This is a genomic window from Sutterella wadsworthensis 2_1_59BFAA, assembly GCF_000297775.1.
Lineage (GTDB): Bacteria > Pseudomonadota > Gammaproteobacteria > Burkholderiales > Burkholderiaceae_F > Sutterella > Sutterella wadsworthensis_A.
On sequence record NZ_JH815513.1, the window covers coordinates 228,454 to 242,391 of the forward strand.

A 13,938-nucleotide genomic window follows, 5' to 3' on the forward strand; every position below is an offset into this window, starting at 1 on the left:
GCAAAAAGAGACCCGCGAAGGGGTCTCGTGTAATTCAATATCCTCGGCGTCGATAGCTCGTCCAGTCGAAGAGCACAGAACGGCCTCCTTCGCGAAGCCGGTCCATCGCCGCCTCGCCCAAGTAGTCCATCAAGGCTTCACCAGAGAGATTGCTGATGACGATCGTCGCCTTCAGCGCCTCGTAGCGTGAGTTGATCACCTCGAAAAGCATCAGCTTCTCGGCATCGGTCCCGAACTGCCTGCCGACTTCATCTATGACAAGAAGGTCAGGCGTAGCAAAGGACTCGTACACCTCGCGCTCGTTTCGATCCGACTGGCGTCCGTAGGTCTCTTTGATTCGCTGAGCGATCCGAGACGCTCGCGTATAGAGCGCAGAGCCGCCGTGCTCGATCAACGCCTGCGCGATTCCTATGGCAAGGTGCGTCTTACCCGTTCCAGACGTGCCGTAGAAAAGCAGGTTTGCACCACTGTCGTCGTTCTCGCAGATTGTCTGCAAGTACTCCCTTGAAGCCTCAAGCGCGGCACGTTGGCCACCGTTCGACACGACATAGCCTTCAAGCGTGCGGCCTCTGTATCGAGCCGGTATGGCCGCGTCACCGATGATGCGACAAGCCTTCACCGCCTCGCTGCGCTTTGTAGCCTCTTTCGCCAGTCTGGCGTTCTCACGGTCGCGGGCTTCAAGCGCACACTGCGCACAGCCCATCCAGATGATCCGGTCGCGGATCATTACTCCCGTGTCCGTAAATGCACCATGTGTGGTGCAGATTGCGGGCTTCGTGCGCCCGTTGCGAATGTGCGAAAGATCGACTTCCCTCAAAGCCATTCATTCTCATTCCTTCCCTCAAAAGTCAAACGGGTCCCGGCGGTAGTGCCCGGGCGTTGCATCTGTCATATATCCCGTTTTCGATTTCTTGTTTTTATCTGGTATAGGTCGCCCATTACCGGCTGCACCTTTCGCCTTTGTCGGCTTTTCGGACTGCCGCTCCTGGGTCGCGCGCTCGCCTTTTTCGGTCAGAGTGAACCACCTGGTCCGGTCATATGCCGATCGGTTGAAGTTCCCTGTTTCCACGTATCCACAGGTTATCAACTTATCCAGAGCGCCCCTCACCTGCTTCTCGCTCAGATAGTCGAAGAGCTCGGCAAAGTGACGCGTGCTGCCATAGGTCCAGTGCTTGCCATCGTGCTTGTGACGACCTGCTTTCCTGTTCGCTCGGACCCAGAACGCGATGTTCTCCAAAACGACGGCTGCGTTGACGCCGACCTCGACGGCAACCGACACGCTGAAATGGTGCTTTACGCCCGACATGTTTGGGCTTATTGCTTTTTCTTCGGGGGATGTCATACTAGAGATAGCGAATTCCTCCCCTCATTTCATTCGATAGCCTCGCCGAACTGTCACGGCGGGGCCTTTTTCATTCCTCCGCCCCGAAAACGTCCGGAAAGAGCTCGCAAGCCGGAACGCCGAGCACTTCCTCATACGCTCGCAACGTCTTGAAGTGCGCCGGTGTCGCGGCACCGCTCTCATGTTTTGAGACTGTTTGCTGTCCGCATCCGACAAGCGCGGCCAGCTCCGCCTGCGTGAACCCCGCTTCCCTGCGTGCCCTCTTCAACGCAGCTCTCTCAAACGGCTTCATCGCCAACGTATTCCTTGAACTTCTTTGGGAAGATACAATAAGACCACTGATTGCTCCCCGGCATCTTTGCAGCCGTTCCAAACGGAAGCAATCCCTTTTGCAGACAGATTCGTATGTACTGGGGCGACTTATTGAGCGCCTTAGCGACATCGTTCACCGTTAGGTTTCTCAATGGAAAACATCTCCTTTTTCATCTTTTTTAGACAGTTGCGGTTAAAAAAAATCGCGCACGATCGCACGGTGCCTCTCACTGCCTTTCAAAAAAATAGTACGAAATCAGACAATTGAGTTCAATAGTGAATTTTTGGAAGTTAATCGTTCCTCTTGCTTTGATAAATTAAATGATCTAAATTAGATATAAATATCCAAATTGGATATTTATACAACAAAGGGAGAGGGTTTAATGGAGTATTTATCCGACAAAGAAATAGGCTACATCATCAAACGCGCGAGGATGCTTCGAAATCTGACGCAGGCAGAACTCGGTGAGCGACTTGGCGTGCAGGCCGCTGCGGTCCAAAAATGGGAAAGCGGAAAGGTCACGAACATCAAGCGAAACATCCTCAGGGATATGGCCGTCGAACTGAGAGTGAATCCTGCGTTGCTGATAGGCCTGCCAGTTCAGACGGATTTCCTCAAGCAGCTATCGAAAACCGAGCGCATTGGAATGGAGAATTTCTTGAGGGAGTATCAAGAGAAAGGGCGTGGAGGCGATGCGTAACGCGAACGGCATGGGCGGCATCACAAAGCTTTCCGGGAACCGTCGCCGCCCCTTCTGGGTACGCATCACGACCGGATGGGAGATCAACGAAGAGACGGGAAAGGCAAAGCAGCTCACGTCCACACTTGGTTATTACGCAAGCCGAAAAGAAGCGATGATCGCTTTGGCCGAGTATCACCAGAACCCGATCGACCTCACAAGAAAGACGCTCACCTTTGCTGAGGTCTGGGACATCTGGACGCCGCCGCACTTCAAGAAGTACCCGAGCAGCGCTGCAGGGCTAAGGTCAGCTTACAAGCGCTGCGCACCGCTCTACGACATGCAGATGGCCGACATCAAGAAAGTCCACATGCAGGACATCCTCGATGGCATGAATCACATGTCGGAGGAGAGCCAGGGCAAGGTGAAATCGATCTTCAAGAACGCGTTCAAGTACTGCATAGAGAACGACGTCGTCACGAAAGACTACTCACAGTTCCTGGTGATCACACCGCCCAAAAAGAAAAAAGCCGCGAAGGAAAAGTTCTTCACGGCAGAGGAGCTCGGCATTGTATTTGGCTCGCAAGACTTCGCGGTGCAATTCCCGACCGGCAAAAAGTCCTACGCCGAGCTGCGGCTTGCGGACACGGTGCTCATCATGCTTTACACCGGCATGCGGATAGGAGAGCTCCTCGGGGTCAAGACTGAAGACGTGGACCTTGCGCAGCGCATCATCCACGTGCGCGGGACAAAGACCGAAAACGCAGACCGGATCGTGCCGATCCACCGAGAGCTTGCACCAATCCTGTCAAAGCGCCTCGATGGCGAGCACCTGATCGAAAACGCGAACGGCAAGCCTATTAAGTACGACCAGTACAAGAAGCACTTTTTCGACCCGTATATGGAGAGCCTGGGCGTCTCGCACACGCCTCATGCGCTCCGACATACGTTCGTCTCTCTGATGGATTCTTGCGGCGTATCGTCGAACTCAGTGGTCCTGAAAAGGATCGTCGGCCACTCGAATTCGAACGTCACAGAGCACTACACGCACAAGGACATCAACGACCTGATTGAAGCAATCGACAAATTGCAAGTGAACATAGTGTGACAATTCAGTGAACTGGGAAAGTCAAGCCGAAAGGCTTTTTTCTAGGCGTGTCGTGTAACTTACGTGTCACTTACGCACTTTAAAACAGGGCGTTTCCCCGTAATTCTCTGAAAGTTAAAAAGCCCCAGAAACCGCGCCGCAAGTAGGTTTCAGGGGCTTTTCTCGTGTCTTGTAGGACGCTACAGAATTTACTACAACAGTAACTTGATTGGGCGGACAAAGCCCGGTGTGACGGCGTTTCCGAGACTTCGTGATACTTACGCGTCACTTTCTGTCTGAGCTTGTACATGCCTAATCAGTATATCGTAAACCCTAATAGCGAACAAGAATTTTTGATATCCCGTTCAAGAAAAAGTTTTTTCGATACCTTCGGCGATCACTCTCGCGAGCTTGTCTTGGTAGCTGAAGCGGAACAGTTTCTCGGCTGTCTCGTCATGCGAGATGAACCCGACCTCCACGAGTGCGGCCGGTGCGTTCGTGTGCTTCAGCACGTAGTACTTCGCCTCCTTGACACCTCGGTCTTTTTCTTCAGGAAAGCTTGAAGCCAGACCGTTCTGGATGTTTTCGGCAAGGCGTTTCGTCACGCCTCCAACACCCGGATATTTGAACGTCTCGATTCCGCTTGCGTCCTTGTTCTCGGCGCTATTGCAGTGGATCGAAATGAACGCGTCCGACTTGGCAGCGTTCGAAATGTCGCATCGCTGTTGAAGCAGAAGCGCCTGATCCTTCGTTCGAGTGAGCACGACGCGATGCCCTTTCGCCTTTAGTTTGTCCGCAATTTTGTTTGCGATACCCAAGGCCGCTTCAGCCTCTTTGTAGCGACCATTCACAGCCCCCGGATCAGTACCTCCGTGCCCCGGGTCCAGCACGATAGTCAGTTTCTTACTCATTTCTTGACAACCTCCCTACTCTTAATTTCCTTAATCGCTCGATGCAGAAAGCCTGGGATCATGCCGCCAAAGCCAAGGCGGTCAAGATTCTCAAGCGTGCTGCCGAGTTCATTAACGGCGTAAGCCGCAATAGCCGCGTTGCGCAGCATGTCTGTGCCTGCGATTACGTCAAGCCCATGCGAAAGCATCACGACGACGAAAATGAAAACCTTTTTGAAAAGCCCTCGAAAGCCGACACGGCTGTTCCACTCGCCGGTCTTTCCTGCAGCGATGGTCCCCGTCACGTAGTCCACGGCGACGAACATCAACAGCCACTGCAACTGCAGGTCAATACCTCCTAGCGCCCAAGCCAGTGCGCTTCCGACAGCCCCTGAAGCGAGCATCAAATACGCCTCCCCTTTAGCAGGTACGAGCAACGACATGTAGTCGATGAACGTCTGCACAAACCCTCTCTCCATAAATCACCTCCTTGTTTGTTCTCCCCTTCACCATATTCAACGACCGTCAAAATCCCTAGCCCTGACACGCCTGCCATCACTACAGGCGTAAAAAAAGGGGACGGTTTCCCGTCCCCCTGTTATGGAGCTTTAAGCCTTATCTTTTAAGTCGCTCAACCTCTTCCGAAAGTCGCTGAACCGCGAGGATCAACGGACAAACGAGCGAAGCATAGTCCACCGCCAGATAGCCCTCAGACGACTTGCTGACAAAGAGCTTCGCAATCTGCGGGTCCGCATTCTGGACCTGCTGCGCGATGAGCCCCATGTGCTTCTGACCGTCTTCCTCGCCGAGGTAGGAATAGGTGACAACTGGGAGCTTGCGAATGAACGCAATCGCTCGATCGGCATCGACCTTCGCAATTCCTTCCTTGAGTCGAACGTCCGACGAAACGCTGATGGCCGTCTTCGAGTAGATTTTCGAACCGGCAATCATCGTCTCAAGGCTGTTCGTCGCGAGCGTCATCATGGACGACGTTTTGAAGAGCGCCTGAGTCCCGTTGAGGCGAATAACGTCAGAAGCTACAGAACCACCGAAATCCTGGCCGTCCTGACCATCTCGGCCATTCGTTCCATCGCGACCATCGGCACCCGGATAGCCCTGCGGACCGCGTTCGCCATCTCGACCAGGAAGTCCATCCTTACCAGGAGCGCCGTCCTTACCGGGCGCACCTTCAGCGCCGGGAAGACCATCCTTGCCCGGGAGGCCCTGCTCACCGCGAGCACCGTCGATGCCGTCCTTGCCATCAACGCCGTCCTTGCCAGGCAGGCCAGGTTCACCCACAAGGCTCTCGAGCCATTCAACCTCGCTACCAATGAAGCCGTTGGCGACAGCCACCTCGTAAGCGCTCAAACCATCAGCGCCGTCAGCGCCCGGGGTTCCACCAGAGCCGCCTTCGCCCTTGAGGGCAAAGCGAGCGTCCGCTTCGGTCTTGCTGTAGATCGTGAGGCTGTTTGCCTTTTCGTCAAGCACGTCCGAAAGCCAACGGTCTTCGTCGCGATAGTTCACAACGTCGGTGGAGTGATCTGCGAGCACGCGGATCGGAGCCGGCTTGAAAGTCGAATCCGAACGGTCGTACCAGAAGCCGATGAGAGATTCGTCGAGCGTTTCGATTCGAATCAAACGCGCATCGATCACCTCGGTCGGATACTCCTGCACGCCGATACAGAGGTCCTTTTCGTTGAGCTGAGCGTAGAAGAAGTAGATCACTTCAACCCAGCCGTTGCCCGTCCACTTCTTACCGATGACGGTCTTGTCGTCAGTCGTTCCGATGTAGATGTAGTTAGGAATGGTCACCTCTGTCGGGAAACCGTACGTGCCAGTGCAAATGCTCTGGTCGTTAATGAAGCCGTAATAAAACAATGGCTTTCCTTATAAAAAAGGCCGAGGGACAGTCCCCCGGCCATGAGCACACAGTAGCATGCCCTTAGTCACATCGCGCCGATTCTCACAGCTCGTTGCATCTATCCTCAGAAGAGGACGCTGTATAGCCACGAAGCGAGAACCCCGGCAATGAAGCCGACAGGTCCCCAGAAGAGGCGCGTCTTGCGTCGCGTCTCAGCATCGAGCAGCGCCTTCTGAGCCTGCACCTTGGCGACGATCTCGTCCGTCACTTCCTCGACCTTGACGCCGAGCTTGTCGAGCAGCTCCTTCACTTCTCGCTTTGTCATTTCAGTCACCTTTTCCTTTAGCGCATCTTTCAGCGCCTTGACAATAAAATTCCACATATAAAAAAACCGCCAGAAGGCGGTGTGATAAAGTTACGGATATGAATCCCGCTCATGGTTTCGACGGCCGTGAGCTGTTTTGTAGCCAAATCAAAAGTGTTTCAAGATGTTACCCCCCCCCTACGCCGAATTTCATCGTTAACAGTTTCCTTCACTTGGACTTGGCTGAATTTTTCCTACGTCGAAAATTCAGCCCTATAAAACGAGATTACATCCCATCAAGGCAAATCCCAAAAACCATTCATTTTGCTTGGTTTGGTGGAGGTCGAATCCCTGAGCATCGACAAAAAAACATCGATACGTGGCGTCGTCTCTTACCAGATTATGAAATCGTTAGGTGGGATGAAAACAATTTTCCTATTGAATCTTACCCCTATGCCGTAGACGCATATAACAAGGGCATCTACGCTTTCGTTTCCGATGTTGCAAGACTGCATGCCGTTTACAAGTACGGCGGCCTTTACATGGACACGAATAACGAGGTCATTAGGCCGGATGCTTTTGATGACCTTTTATCCTTGGATTGCTTTGCAAGCTACGAAGCGCCATGCCAAATTTCCATAAGCACATTTGGAGCAAAACCAAATCACCCATATATCGGGACGCTTCTTGATTTCTACAAATTCATTCGCTTGAGGTCAGCATATCGACTTACGGCCAACGTGCGCTTCATATCCAAATTAACAAGAATCATTTATGGATCACGGCTGAACGGAAAGCGATTAACGCTATCGGATGGCACAGTGATCCTGCCTCGAGATTTGTTTGTGCCCCAAACCATCACAGAGAACACTCGGGTCATACATCATTACAGAGGCTCCTGGAAATAAGCCATTAGTACTCGCGGCCATGTTGGCGTGCTCACGATCTCAGCTCATAAGGCTTCGTCCACAGTTCGCCCATAGCGAGCATTGCTTTTGCGAGCGCCTGCTTTGCCTGCTCGACCGTGATCGTAGCGACGGTGTTGTCAGCAAGCACCCACTGCGTCGACTCCATGCCCGTGATCTCTGCGACCTGGATCGCTCGCGTGAGGCGTTGCTGAGATTCCTCATCTCCGTCGAAGATCATGCCGTCGACCTCGACTTTGATTGCCGCCACAGCCGCCGCGCGTTCGATCTTTGCCTGTTCAAGTTCCTGCGCGGCGATTTCTTCGGGCGTCGGCTCCGGCGACTTTACGATCTGAAAACGACGCACGCCTTCGAGCGGTTCAATTTCTTTGATCCATCGGTCGCCGTGCCTATTGCACCAAACGGCGCACTCGGGCGGATATTCGCCATCAAAGATTTGTCCAATTTCAAAGCCCATGTTCATTGCTCCTTCTATTAATTTCCGCATGCGTACCAATCCCAGCCATCAGCGCCACCTGAATACGTCGTAATACCAGTACTGGAAGTCGTTCTACTTCCCCTTTTTTCATACGCAGCCAGATAATCGGGATGTGACGTGTAATCGTTTGAAGCGTTTACCACAAAGGAATAATTTTTATTCGAGAACGATTTACTAAAAGTACAACTACTACCAGTCCCGTGCCCCCCTTGCTCAATCCACCCATTAGACCAAACTCGATGCCAAGCTGTCCCACTTCGCCAAGCTTCCGTGATGTAGGCTTGCGGACGGTTGTTCAAATCGTTAAAGCTCCCCGACTTCGCGACAGGTGCCAGCACTAACGGCACCAAAGCCACATCATCAGCCTCAACGCTACCACTATTGGCCACGTAGCTTTCCTCTGACGGGAATAGGTGAATTTTCTTCACGCTCATTTTATTTCACCTCGCAAAATGTTTAAATGGTCTTCGTAACGGTCATAGTCGTCCGCCGTTGCCTCTACCTCTTTTTGATAGGTGTAAGGCTCAAATCCTCGGAGGTAGATTTCGGAGACCTGCACGTTTCTAAAGCCCCCACTGTAGACGCCTTCTATAGCTCTGATCTTCCAATATTTGTGCAAACCAACATCGGGAACATCGTTTTGCCCTTTTGTAACGGCTTTAATGTCAGTCCACGTGCTCCCGTTGTCGGAATATTGGAGGATGCCTTTGTTTAAGCTGTAGTAAGCCGGAACGATTTCTATCGACCTAACCCTAATTGCAACAGGGTTATACATTGTAATAGTCAGATAGTCTATACCTGCGCCGCTTCCGCAACGGTTGAAATATGATGTGCTTTGGTTTTTATCAAACGCCACATTTATGCCGTTATTGCCTCTGTCTCCAGTAGCAGCACAGGCGAACGTACTGCCCCCGATCGTTCCCAATTCTGAAATCGCGGGGTTTTCCCACTCGCGTTCGCCGCTAACGGTAATCGTCTTAAAATATTTTCGAGTAAAGCCGTTCGCGAAAACGCAGTCGCCTAGCGTCTTATCTTTCACGATATACACCGTTACCACCTCACTAATTCAATACCAGCCTGAATGGAAACATTCCCGCTTCCGTCCGGCCGATTCCCGTTGACCGTCTTCACCCCAACATCAACCAGAACATTACCGTCCGCGCCGGCGACGTTCCCATTCACGCTTCGAACATGAGTACGAACGGTCCATTCAACCATGCCGTCCGCAATGACATGACCATGCGTGACATTTCGCGTATCAAGCAGCTCCGCGCTCGTCTTCCCCGCCTTCGTGCATTCGAGGAAGCGCTCGTACTGGAAGGCGCAGTCCACCTTGTCGCCGACTTGGTACGCCGTTGACTTGCGTCTGAACTCGTTGATTTCGTAGATCAGCTGAGTGCAGACCGCCGTCTGGGGAGCTTCGTTCAAAACGTCCTCTTCGGCAGCAAGGCGCACAAGACCAAATTTACTCGTCGTAGCGTTCGGAACATTGACGTTCCCCGCATCGTCCGGAGCAATGCTATTGACCGTCTTCACAGCTCCTGATTCCGACCATGCTCCGAAGGCCGCCCCATTGAGGCAGTTGCGCCAGAAAGCTCGAACCGTGTTGTTCGTCTGATTCGGGATGTAGCAGACCTGCACGATGTTCCCGCTGACAGGAGCACCCGTGTCGTAGGCTTGCACAATGCAGAAAGTGCAAGGGATCGGCGTGTTTTTCAGCGTCCCACTGCAGGCCCATGTTTTGTCCTCAAGCAGCGTGTTCAAGTCCGCGTTGGCGATCTGGATCGTGTGATCTCGCTTATTCGCCAACCCCTTTGTCAGTTCATCTTTTGTCGCCAGATGACTCATGTCAACATCGATATGAATGTCGCCATTGCTGTCGGGCTTGATACTGTTCACGGTCCGAACGGCGTCTTCGACATTTTCTACACGAGTAATCGGCATCTGGATGACGGTGTTGCCTGCTTCATCCGTCGTCGTAAAGACGATGTCTTGTTCTTTCAGAGCCATTATTCAGCCCCCTCCTTTGTTTTTGATAAGCCGTAGTCCGGCTTTGACGGTGCTCGGTCTCGGATCTCGCTGCATGTCTTGAGCCTTGCGAAGGCCGAGGCCTCCTCCTTGGTGACGACCTCGGCTTTCTTCGCATACTCATCGCTAAGGCTCTTCTCAAGCTTCGCTTTGAAATGGGCGAGCCCGATTAAGTCGAGAAAACTGTTAGCCATGAGCACACCCCCTTACGCGAAGAGGGCGTCGATCTCTTCGTTCGTAATGCCAGTCATCGTGATCATCGGAGCCATCGCGTCCCAACTTTCGCCGTTCCAGACGACATTCATCCCTGCGTCGATTTGATGCGCAGGGTCGGCGGTCTCAACGTTGTACATATCGCCTGCCTTCACACCCTCGGTCGGCAGAGCTGCATAGTTTTCAACGGAGCCCCTGTAGTTCACGGCGCTCGCAATGTCCGTTTTTAGAGCGTACGGCGTGAGATCGATATTGACGCCCTTCGAACTGACCGGCAGAGCACCGCCGTTGACGCTCACTTTTTCGAGTACGTTGACCTGAGCTCCCACAGCGACTCCTTGCAATTTTGTGAAGTCGGCAGCAGACATCAGCCCCGCAGCATCAGCCGTGGCCGGGCCATACGTCGTGTCCTGCGCCGGAATACCGAGTGCCGTGATGTCGCCCTTGACAACCTTCGTACCGAGGGTAACGTGTCCATTGCCGTCGGTCGTGATTTTGTAGAGCCCAGACGCAAGAGAACCTGCCGTCACGGTCGGATGGACATAAACGGGCGTCTCCACGTCATTGATCTGGATGTTCCCGTTCGTTTCAGAGTTTTCGACCTTCGTCGCCTGAGCCGCGATACCTTGCAACTTGGCGAAGTCTTCTTTGCTCATCAGACCGTCTTTCTGAGCCGTTGCAAGCTCATAGATCGTCTGCGGCATCGTCACCGTAGCGATCGTTGCGCCTGAAACGCTCTTCAAGGTGATGGTACGTCCCTCGATTGTCATCGATCCGGCAACAACCGTCTTCAATTTGCTGTCGTAATGAGTCAAGCCTTGCTTGTCTAAAAAAGCATTCAAAGCACTCATTTTTCTCACTCCCTTTACAATTAAAAAAGATTGTCAATGAAAGAGTTGTCGATGCTTTCGACGAAAGAGGTGCCATCCTGGCCGTCCTCTCCGTCCTTCCCGGGCGCACCGTCCTTCCCGGGCGGCCCCTGAATACCCGGAACCTCAACAGTCACAACTTGTGGAACGATGTCCTGACAATTCGCATCGACTTGAATTTCTTCTTCTGACGTGATTTGCGCAGTGATTGCGAGCTCACGCCTTGTGCGCGCATTTAACACGTGTCACCTCCGGTGAGACCTTGATTTTTCCTTCAACAACACGCGTAATTTCGCCGTCCGGAGACTGAAGCTCCAAGTCGTAAAGCACCGTGTCGCCCGGGTACCTTTCGGTGTTTTCATGATTGAATTTCGCTGTGACCTTTCCCGCCGACTCATCGAGCAGAAGACGACCATTACACGTCGTCAGCGTGTCAATTGCTTCCTCGCTGAATGCGTACCTGCGCAACTGCATGGCGGCTGAATATCCAGTCAGGTCAAGCGGACCGTTCTTGTCGCTCAGAACGAAAGAAACCGTCTTATCTGAGCCTTGGTCAAGCGTGAAATTTTTGACCGCTGCCATGTTTCCACCTCCCTCAACTCAGGCCGTAATCGGGCTTTTCAGGAGCGCGGTCCCTTTGATCGCCAACGTCCTTCGAGAGATTGACCGAGATCGTTCCGTCAGCCTCAACATCGACGTTCTTGCCGATCTTGATGTGGCCCAACTTGTCAGCAGTTGCAGCCGTCAGTTCGTGGACGATGCCAGTTGCAGCAGCGCCCGTCTGATCGACGGCTTCGGGAGCTCCGCCTGCACCAGGTCGGATCAACTTCCCCGCATCCTGGGCGGCCATCAGAGCCTTGTAGCTTTCGTCTGTCACGGCAACCTTGTCGGCAGGCATAATGTCCACCGATACAATCTCCGTGCAGTAAAAAGCGCGTTGAGACGCGCTGTAGTAGTAAGCCATCCTGTCCTCTCCTTTCAGAATCCGAGCGCCATCCAGAGCGCCGAGACCTTTCCATTCGCGTTGTGTTTGAAGGTCGCGTTCCCCTTCGTAAACCCTGTGGCGACAAAGTCCGCAGCAACGTCACCAGTAGGCGCAGCATTCGCGAAAACAGCGCTTGTCGGAAAAGCAACAGGGAAGGCAACGACGGTCGAACCATCGGCGGCAATTGAAGCCTTACCCCACTGCACAATCAAACCGTTCGGCAACTTCTGGAATCCACTGTCGCTGTGATCCTTCAAAAAAGCAGACAGCAAGCCAAACGGCGTCACAGCCTTTGTGTTGTCCTTGCCAGCAAGCACTTCCGCAGGCACCGCAATGCGGATCAAACCGGTGCGGCTTTCCGTAGACGTTCGAGCACTCAGGCTCTTCGGCGTGACAGCACGCGTCCCATCTGTTCCTGCAATCGTTTCTTCGTTCGTTGCAAGTTCAACGACACCCAGAGTCGTGGTCGTCGCCGGTGGATTCAGGAAGTTCGTATCGCCGAACGCGACCGAATCCGCCGAGAAGTCCGTCACCGCAAGGTCAATCGCAAGAAGCGCTTGAGACTGCGAAGCCTTCTGGATGATCGGAACGGTCTGCGAACAAACCGCGAAGAGCGTGCCGCTTGCCGTGTAGAGACCGACCTCATAGACCGTGTAGGCGTCAGCTGAATCGTCGCGAGCCTGAAGATGGATGACGTTGTCGCCGACCGCACCGCCTGCGATTGTCGTGAGGCGCTTGAACTCTTCCTTCAAAGCCGTCATGCCACCGGTCGGCGTGTACTGTCCCGTGCCGTAGCCCACCTCAGTGATGACGACGGGCGCTGTCCCCGACTGCTCCGCATTGACAACCTCGGCGAGCCCCGCGTCAGTGATCAGAATCGAATTGGTGGTCGCCATTACTTAGCACCTCCTTGCTTCGCCAGTGCGGCCGCCACAGCCGCATCAACGACCGCTTTGAGCGTCGCAGGCGTGATGAATTTCGTGTTTGACGTGCCCACTTGCGTTTCTTCGACGGTCGCGATTCGATTGTCGAGAACAGCCTTCGTTGTGAGCGGCGTCATGGCTTTCGTTGAGACAAGCCCTGTCGTTGCCTCAACCTCGGAAGCGATCTGAATTAACCCAGGCGCTGCTTCGCTCGTTTCGGGCGTAGCCGCATCCACAACGGCCTTCACACCCGCAGGCGTCACAGCCCGCTCTTTATCCGTACCAGCCTTCGCTTCGTCCTCTGTCGACAGTTCGACCAGACCGTTTCGTCCGGTCGTAGCCTTCAAGGCTCGAAGTCCGAGAGGCGTCACGTAGAGCGTTCCCGACTTTCCTTCGACGGTTTCCGCCTCGGAAGCCGCAGCGCCTTTCAGGCTTGCTGGGGTCAGAGCCACACCGTCCTTGCCTTCCTTCGCTTCGGCTTCCGTTGCTGTGCGGATGAGACCCGCACGTTCTGAGGTGGAAGTCAAGGTCTTCAGGCTTGCAGGCGTCACGGCGCGTTGTCTGTCGGTTCCCGCCCTTGTCTCTTCATCCGTTGCAAGTTCGACGATCCCTGCGTTCTCAGACGTTGCGGCAGTGAAAGAGAAGGTCACGTCACCGAACGAAATGTTCTGTGCATTGACGCCTTCGAGCTTCACGTCGATAGCCAGAAGAAGAGACGTCTCCGTCTGCTTCGTCACGATCGCCGTGCTCTGCGAATAGACAGCGAATAGCGTCCCGTCAGAAAGAAAAAGGCCGAACTCGCACACCTCGTACGCGCCCGGCCCGTCGTCCTTGCATGCGACGTGAATCGCATTGTCTCCTGCTTGCCCACCCTCAAGAATCGGCAGGCGCTTGACTTGTGTTTGTAGCTGTGTCTGCTCTTTGTTGGCTGTATATTTGCCGGTCCCAACACCGATCTCAGAAATGGTGACTGCGTTGGTCCCGGTCTCTTGTGCGTTGATGACGGCTTGAATGCCGACCGTCGTCAAAACGATGTCCAT

At 53.7% G+C, this 13,938-nt stretch carries 20 protein-coding genes; 3 read left to right on the top strand and 17 right to left on the bottom strand.

The annotated features are described in order from the left end of the window. Window positions 1-34: 34 nt before the first annotated feature. The 3 genes from HMPREF9465_RS00935 to HMPREF9465_RS00945 form a co-directional block, all read right to left on the bottom strand. Window positions 35-823 (bottom strand): ATP-binding protein, encoded by a 789-nt coding sequence (locus HMPREF9465_RS00935; protein WP_005433228.1) that lies wholly within the window; start codon window positions 821-823, stop codon window positions 35-37. 18 nt (window positions 824-841) lie between these two features. Then, window positions 842-1,342 carry a hypothetical protein gene (locus HMPREF9465_RS12080; RefSeq protein ID WP_147645193.1) on the bottom strand — a complete coding sequence of 167 codons (501 nt, stop codon included), beginning with the start codon at window positions 1,340-1,342 and terminating at the stop codon, window positions 842-844. 70 nt (window positions 1,343-1,412) lie between these two features. Then, window positions 1,413-1,634, bottom strand: coding sequence for a helix-turn-helix transcriptional regulator (locus tag HMPREF9465_RS00945; RefSeq protein ID WP_038006040.1), 222 nt, complete (start codon window positions 1,632-1,634; stop codon window positions 1,413-1,415). 403 nt (window positions 1,635-2,037) lie between these two features. Between HMPREF9465_RS00945 and HMPREF9465_RS00950 the strand changes: the two genes are divergently transcribed. Both HMPREF9465_RS00950 and HMPREF9465_RS00955 read left to right on the top strand, forming a co-directional pair. Continuing rightward, window positions 2,038-2,355 (top strand): helix-turn-helix domain-containing protein, encoded by a 318-nt coding sequence (locus HMPREF9465_RS00950; RefSeq protein WP_005433234.1) that lies wholly within the window; start codon window positions 2,038-2,040, stop codon window positions 2,353-2,355. Next, window positions 2,348-3,442 carry a tyrosine-type recombinase/integrase gene (locus tag HMPREF9465_RS00955; protein ID WP_005433236.1) on the top strand — a complete coding sequence of 365 codons (1,095 nt, stop codon included), beginning with the start codon at window positions 2,348-2,350 and terminating at the stop codon, window positions 3,440-3,442. The genes HMPREF9465_RS00950 and HMPREF9465_RS00955 overlap by 8 nt, the downstream gene beginning before the upstream one ends. Window positions 3,443-3,786: 344 nt before the next feature. Here HMPREF9465_RS00955 and HMPREF9465_RS00960 read toward each other — a convergent pair whose 3' ends face one another. The 4 genes from HMPREF9465_RS00960 to HMPREF9465_RS00975 all read right to left on the bottom strand — a co-directional run bounded on the left by HMPREF9465_RS00960 (window position 3,787) and on the right by HMPREF9465_RS00975 (window position 6,497). Then, complete coding sequence (locus HMPREF9465_RS00960; protein WP_005433238.1) at window positions 3,787-4,332, bottom strand: N-acetylmuramoyl-L-alanine amidase; 546 nt, start codon at window positions 4,330-4,332, stop codon at window positions 3,787-3,789. After that, window positions 4,329-4,775, bottom strand: a complete 447-nt coding sequence (locus tag HMPREF9465_RS00965) for a phage holin family protein (RefSeq protein ID WP_196793838.1) — start codon at window positions 4,773-4,775, stop codon at window positions 4,329-4,331. The genes HMPREF9465_RS00960 and HMPREF9465_RS00965 overlap by 4 nt, the downstream gene beginning before the upstream one ends. Window positions 4,776-4,926: 151 nt before the next feature. Continuing rightward, on the bottom strand, window positions 4,927-6,123 hold the full coding sequence (locus HMPREF9465_RS12085; RefSeq protein ID WP_147645194.1) for a tail fiber domain-containing protein: 1,197 nt from the start codon (window positions 6,121-6,123) through the stop codon (window positions 4,927-4,929). A 173-nt stretch (window positions 6,124-6,296) separates the two neighbouring features. After that, window positions 6,297-6,497, bottom strand: a complete 201-nt coding sequence (locus tag HMPREF9465_RS00975) for a hypothetical protein (protein ID WP_038006043.1) — start codon at window positions 6,495-6,497, stop codon at window positions 6,297-6,299. Window positions 6,498-6,595: 98 nt separating this feature from the next. On the opposite strand from HMPREF9465_RS00975, the gene HMPREF9465_RS13990 reads away from it, so the two are divergent. After that, a complete protein-coding gene (locus HMPREF9465_RS13990) occupies window positions 6,596-7,384 on the top strand; it encodes a glycosyltransferase family 32 protein (RefSeq protein WP_005433246.1) in 789 nt (262 codons plus the stop codon). 31 nt (window positions 7,385-7,415) lie between these two features. Here HMPREF9465_RS13990 and HMPREF9465_RS12090 read toward each other — a convergent pair whose 3' ends face one another. From HMPREF9465_RS12090 to HMPREF9465_RS12105, 10 genes are all read right to left on the bottom strand, one after another. After that, on the bottom strand, window positions 7,416-7,859 hold the full coding sequence (locus HMPREF9465_RS12090) for a DUF4376 domain-containing protein (protein ID WP_005433254.1): 444 nt from the start codon (window positions 7,857-7,859) through the stop codon (window positions 7,416-7,418). Window positions 7,860-7,876: 17 nt separating this feature from the next. Next, entirely contained in the window at window positions 7,877-8,314 is a 438-nt protein-coding gene (locus HMPREF9465_RS13035) for a hypothetical protein (RefSeq protein ID WP_147645195.1), read from the bottom strand. Next, window positions 8,311-8,919, bottom strand: a complete 609-nt coding sequence (locus tag HMPREF9465_RS13040) for a hypothetical protein (RefSeq protein WP_147645196.1) — start codon at window positions 8,917-8,919, stop codon at window positions 8,311-8,313. Before HMPREF9465_RS13040 ends, HMPREF9465_RS13035 begins: the two co-directional genes overlap by 4 nt. Before the next feature lie 11 nt (window positions 8,920-8,930). Then, on the bottom strand, window positions 8,931-9,890 hold the full coding sequence (locus tag HMPREF9465_RS12095) for a pyocin knob domain-containing protein (RefSeq protein WP_005433258.1): 960 nt from the start codon (window positions 9,888-9,890) through the stop codon (window positions 8,931-8,933). Further along, the gene (locus HMPREF9465_RS00990) at window positions 9,890-10,102 is read right to left on the bottom strand and encodes a hypothetical protein (RefSeq protein WP_005433259.1); all 213 of its coding nucleotides are present in this window, start codon (window positions 10,100-10,102) and stop codon (window positions 9,890-9,892) included. Before HMPREF9465_RS00990 ends, HMPREF9465_RS12095 begins: the two co-directional genes overlap by 1 nt. A 12-nt stretch (window positions 10,103-10,114) precedes the next feature. Further along, window positions 10,115-10,972 (bottom strand): hypothetical protein, encoded by an 858-nt coding sequence (locus HMPREF9465_RS00995; protein ID WP_005433260.1) that lies wholly within the window; start codon window positions 10,970-10,972, stop codon window positions 10,115-10,117. Between the two features lie 234 nt (window positions 10,973-11,206). Beyond that, on the bottom strand, window positions 11,207-11,572 hold the full coding sequence (locus HMPREF9465_RS01005) for a hypothetical protein (RefSeq protein WP_005433262.1): 366 nt from the start codon (window positions 11,570-11,572) through the stop codon (window positions 11,207-11,209). Window positions 11,573-11,585: 13 nt separating this feature from the next. Beyond that, window positions 11,586-11,954, bottom strand: coding sequence for a hypothetical protein (locus tag HMPREF9465_RS01010; protein WP_005433263.1), 369 nt, complete (start codon window positions 11,952-11,954; stop codon window positions 11,586-11,588). A 14-nt stretch (window positions 11,955-11,968) separates the two neighbouring features. Then, window positions 11,969-12,871, bottom strand: coding sequence for a gp53-like domain-containing protein (locus HMPREF9465_RS12100; RefSeq protein WP_005433264.1), 903 nt, complete (start codon window positions 12,869-12,871; stop codon window positions 11,969-11,971). Further along, window positions 12,871-13,938 (bottom strand): phage tail protein, encoded by a 1,068-nt coding sequence (locus HMPREF9465_RS12105; RefSeq protein ID WP_005433265.1) that lies wholly within the window; start codon window positions 13,936-13,938, stop codon window positions 12,871-12,873. The genes HMPREF9465_RS12100 and HMPREF9465_RS12105 overlap by 1 nt, the downstream gene beginning before the upstream one ends.

Bases quoted from the DNA above. Each gene is read 5' to 3' on its own strand.
- HMPREF9465_RS00960 (WP_005433238.1), bottom strand. From the start codon at position 4,332: ATGAGTAAGAAACTGACTATCGTGCTGGACCCGGGGCACGGAGGTACT.
- HMPREF9465_RS01005 (WP_005433262.1), bottom strand. From the start codon at position 11,572: ATGGCAGCGGTCAAAAATTTCACGCTTGACCAAGGCTCAGATAAGACG.
- HMPREF9465_RS12105 (WP_005433265.1), bottom strand. From the start codon at position 13,938: ATGGACATCGTTTTGACGACGGTCGGCATTCAAGCCGTCATCAACGCA.
- HMPREF9465_RS00990 (WP_005433259.1), bottom strand. From the start codon at position 10,102: ATGGCTAACAGTTTTCTCGACTTAATCGGGCTCGCCCATTTCAAAGCG.
- HMPREF9465_RS12080 (WP_147645193.1), bottom strand. From the start codon at position 1,342: ATGACATCCCCCGAAGAAAAAGCAATAAGCCCAAACATGTCGGGCGTA.
- HMPREF9465_RS00935 (WP_005433228.1), bottom strand. From the start codon at position 823: ATGGCTTTGAGGGAAGTCGATCTTTCGCACATTCGCAACGGGCGCACG.
- HMPREF9465_RS01010 (WP_005433263.1), bottom strand. From the start codon at position 11,954: ATGGCTTACTACTACAGCGCGTCTCAACGCGCTTTTTACTGCACGGAG.
- HMPREF9465_RS00995 (WP_005433260.1), bottom strand. From the start codon at position 10,972: ATGAGTGCTTTGAATGCTTTTTTAGACAAGCAAGGCTTGACTCATTAC.
- HMPREF9465_RS00950 (WP_005433234.1), top strand. From the start codon at position 2,038: ATGGAGTATTTATCCGACAAAGAAATAGGCTACATCATCAAACGCGCG.
- HMPREF9465_RS00955 (WP_005433236.1), top strand. From the start codon at position 2,348: ATGCGTAACGCGAACGGCATGGGCGGCATCACAAAGCTTTCCGGGAAC.
- HMPREF9465_RS12090 (WP_005433254.1), bottom strand. From the start codon at position 7,859: ATGGGCTTTGAAATTGGACAAATCTTTGATGGCGAATATCCGCCCGAG.
- HMPREF9465_RS13035 (WP_147645195.1), bottom strand. From the start codon at position 8,314: ATGAGCGTGAAGAAAATTCACCTATTCCCGTCAGAGGAAAGCTACGTG.
- HMPREF9465_RS13990 (WP_005433246.1), top strand. From the start codon at position 6,596: ATGAATCCCGCTCATGGTTTCGACGGCCGTGAGCTGTTTTGTAGCCAA.
- HMPREF9465_RS12095 (WP_005433258.1), bottom strand. From the start codon at position 9,890: ATGGCTCTGAAAGAACAAGACATCGTCTTTACGACGACGGATGAAGCA.
- HMPREF9465_RS00975 (WP_038006043.1), bottom strand. From the start codon at position 6,497: ATGACAAAGCGAGAAGTGAAGGAGCTGCTCGACAAGCTCGGCGTCAAG.
- HMPREF9465_RS00945 (WP_038006040.1), bottom strand. From the start codon at position 1,634: ATGAAGCCGTTTGAGAGAGCTGCGTTGAAGAGGGCACGCAGGGAAGCG.
- HMPREF9465_RS12100 (WP_005433264.1), bottom strand. From the start codon at position 12,871: ATGGCGACCACCAATTCGATTCTGATCACTGACGCGGGGCTCGCCGAG.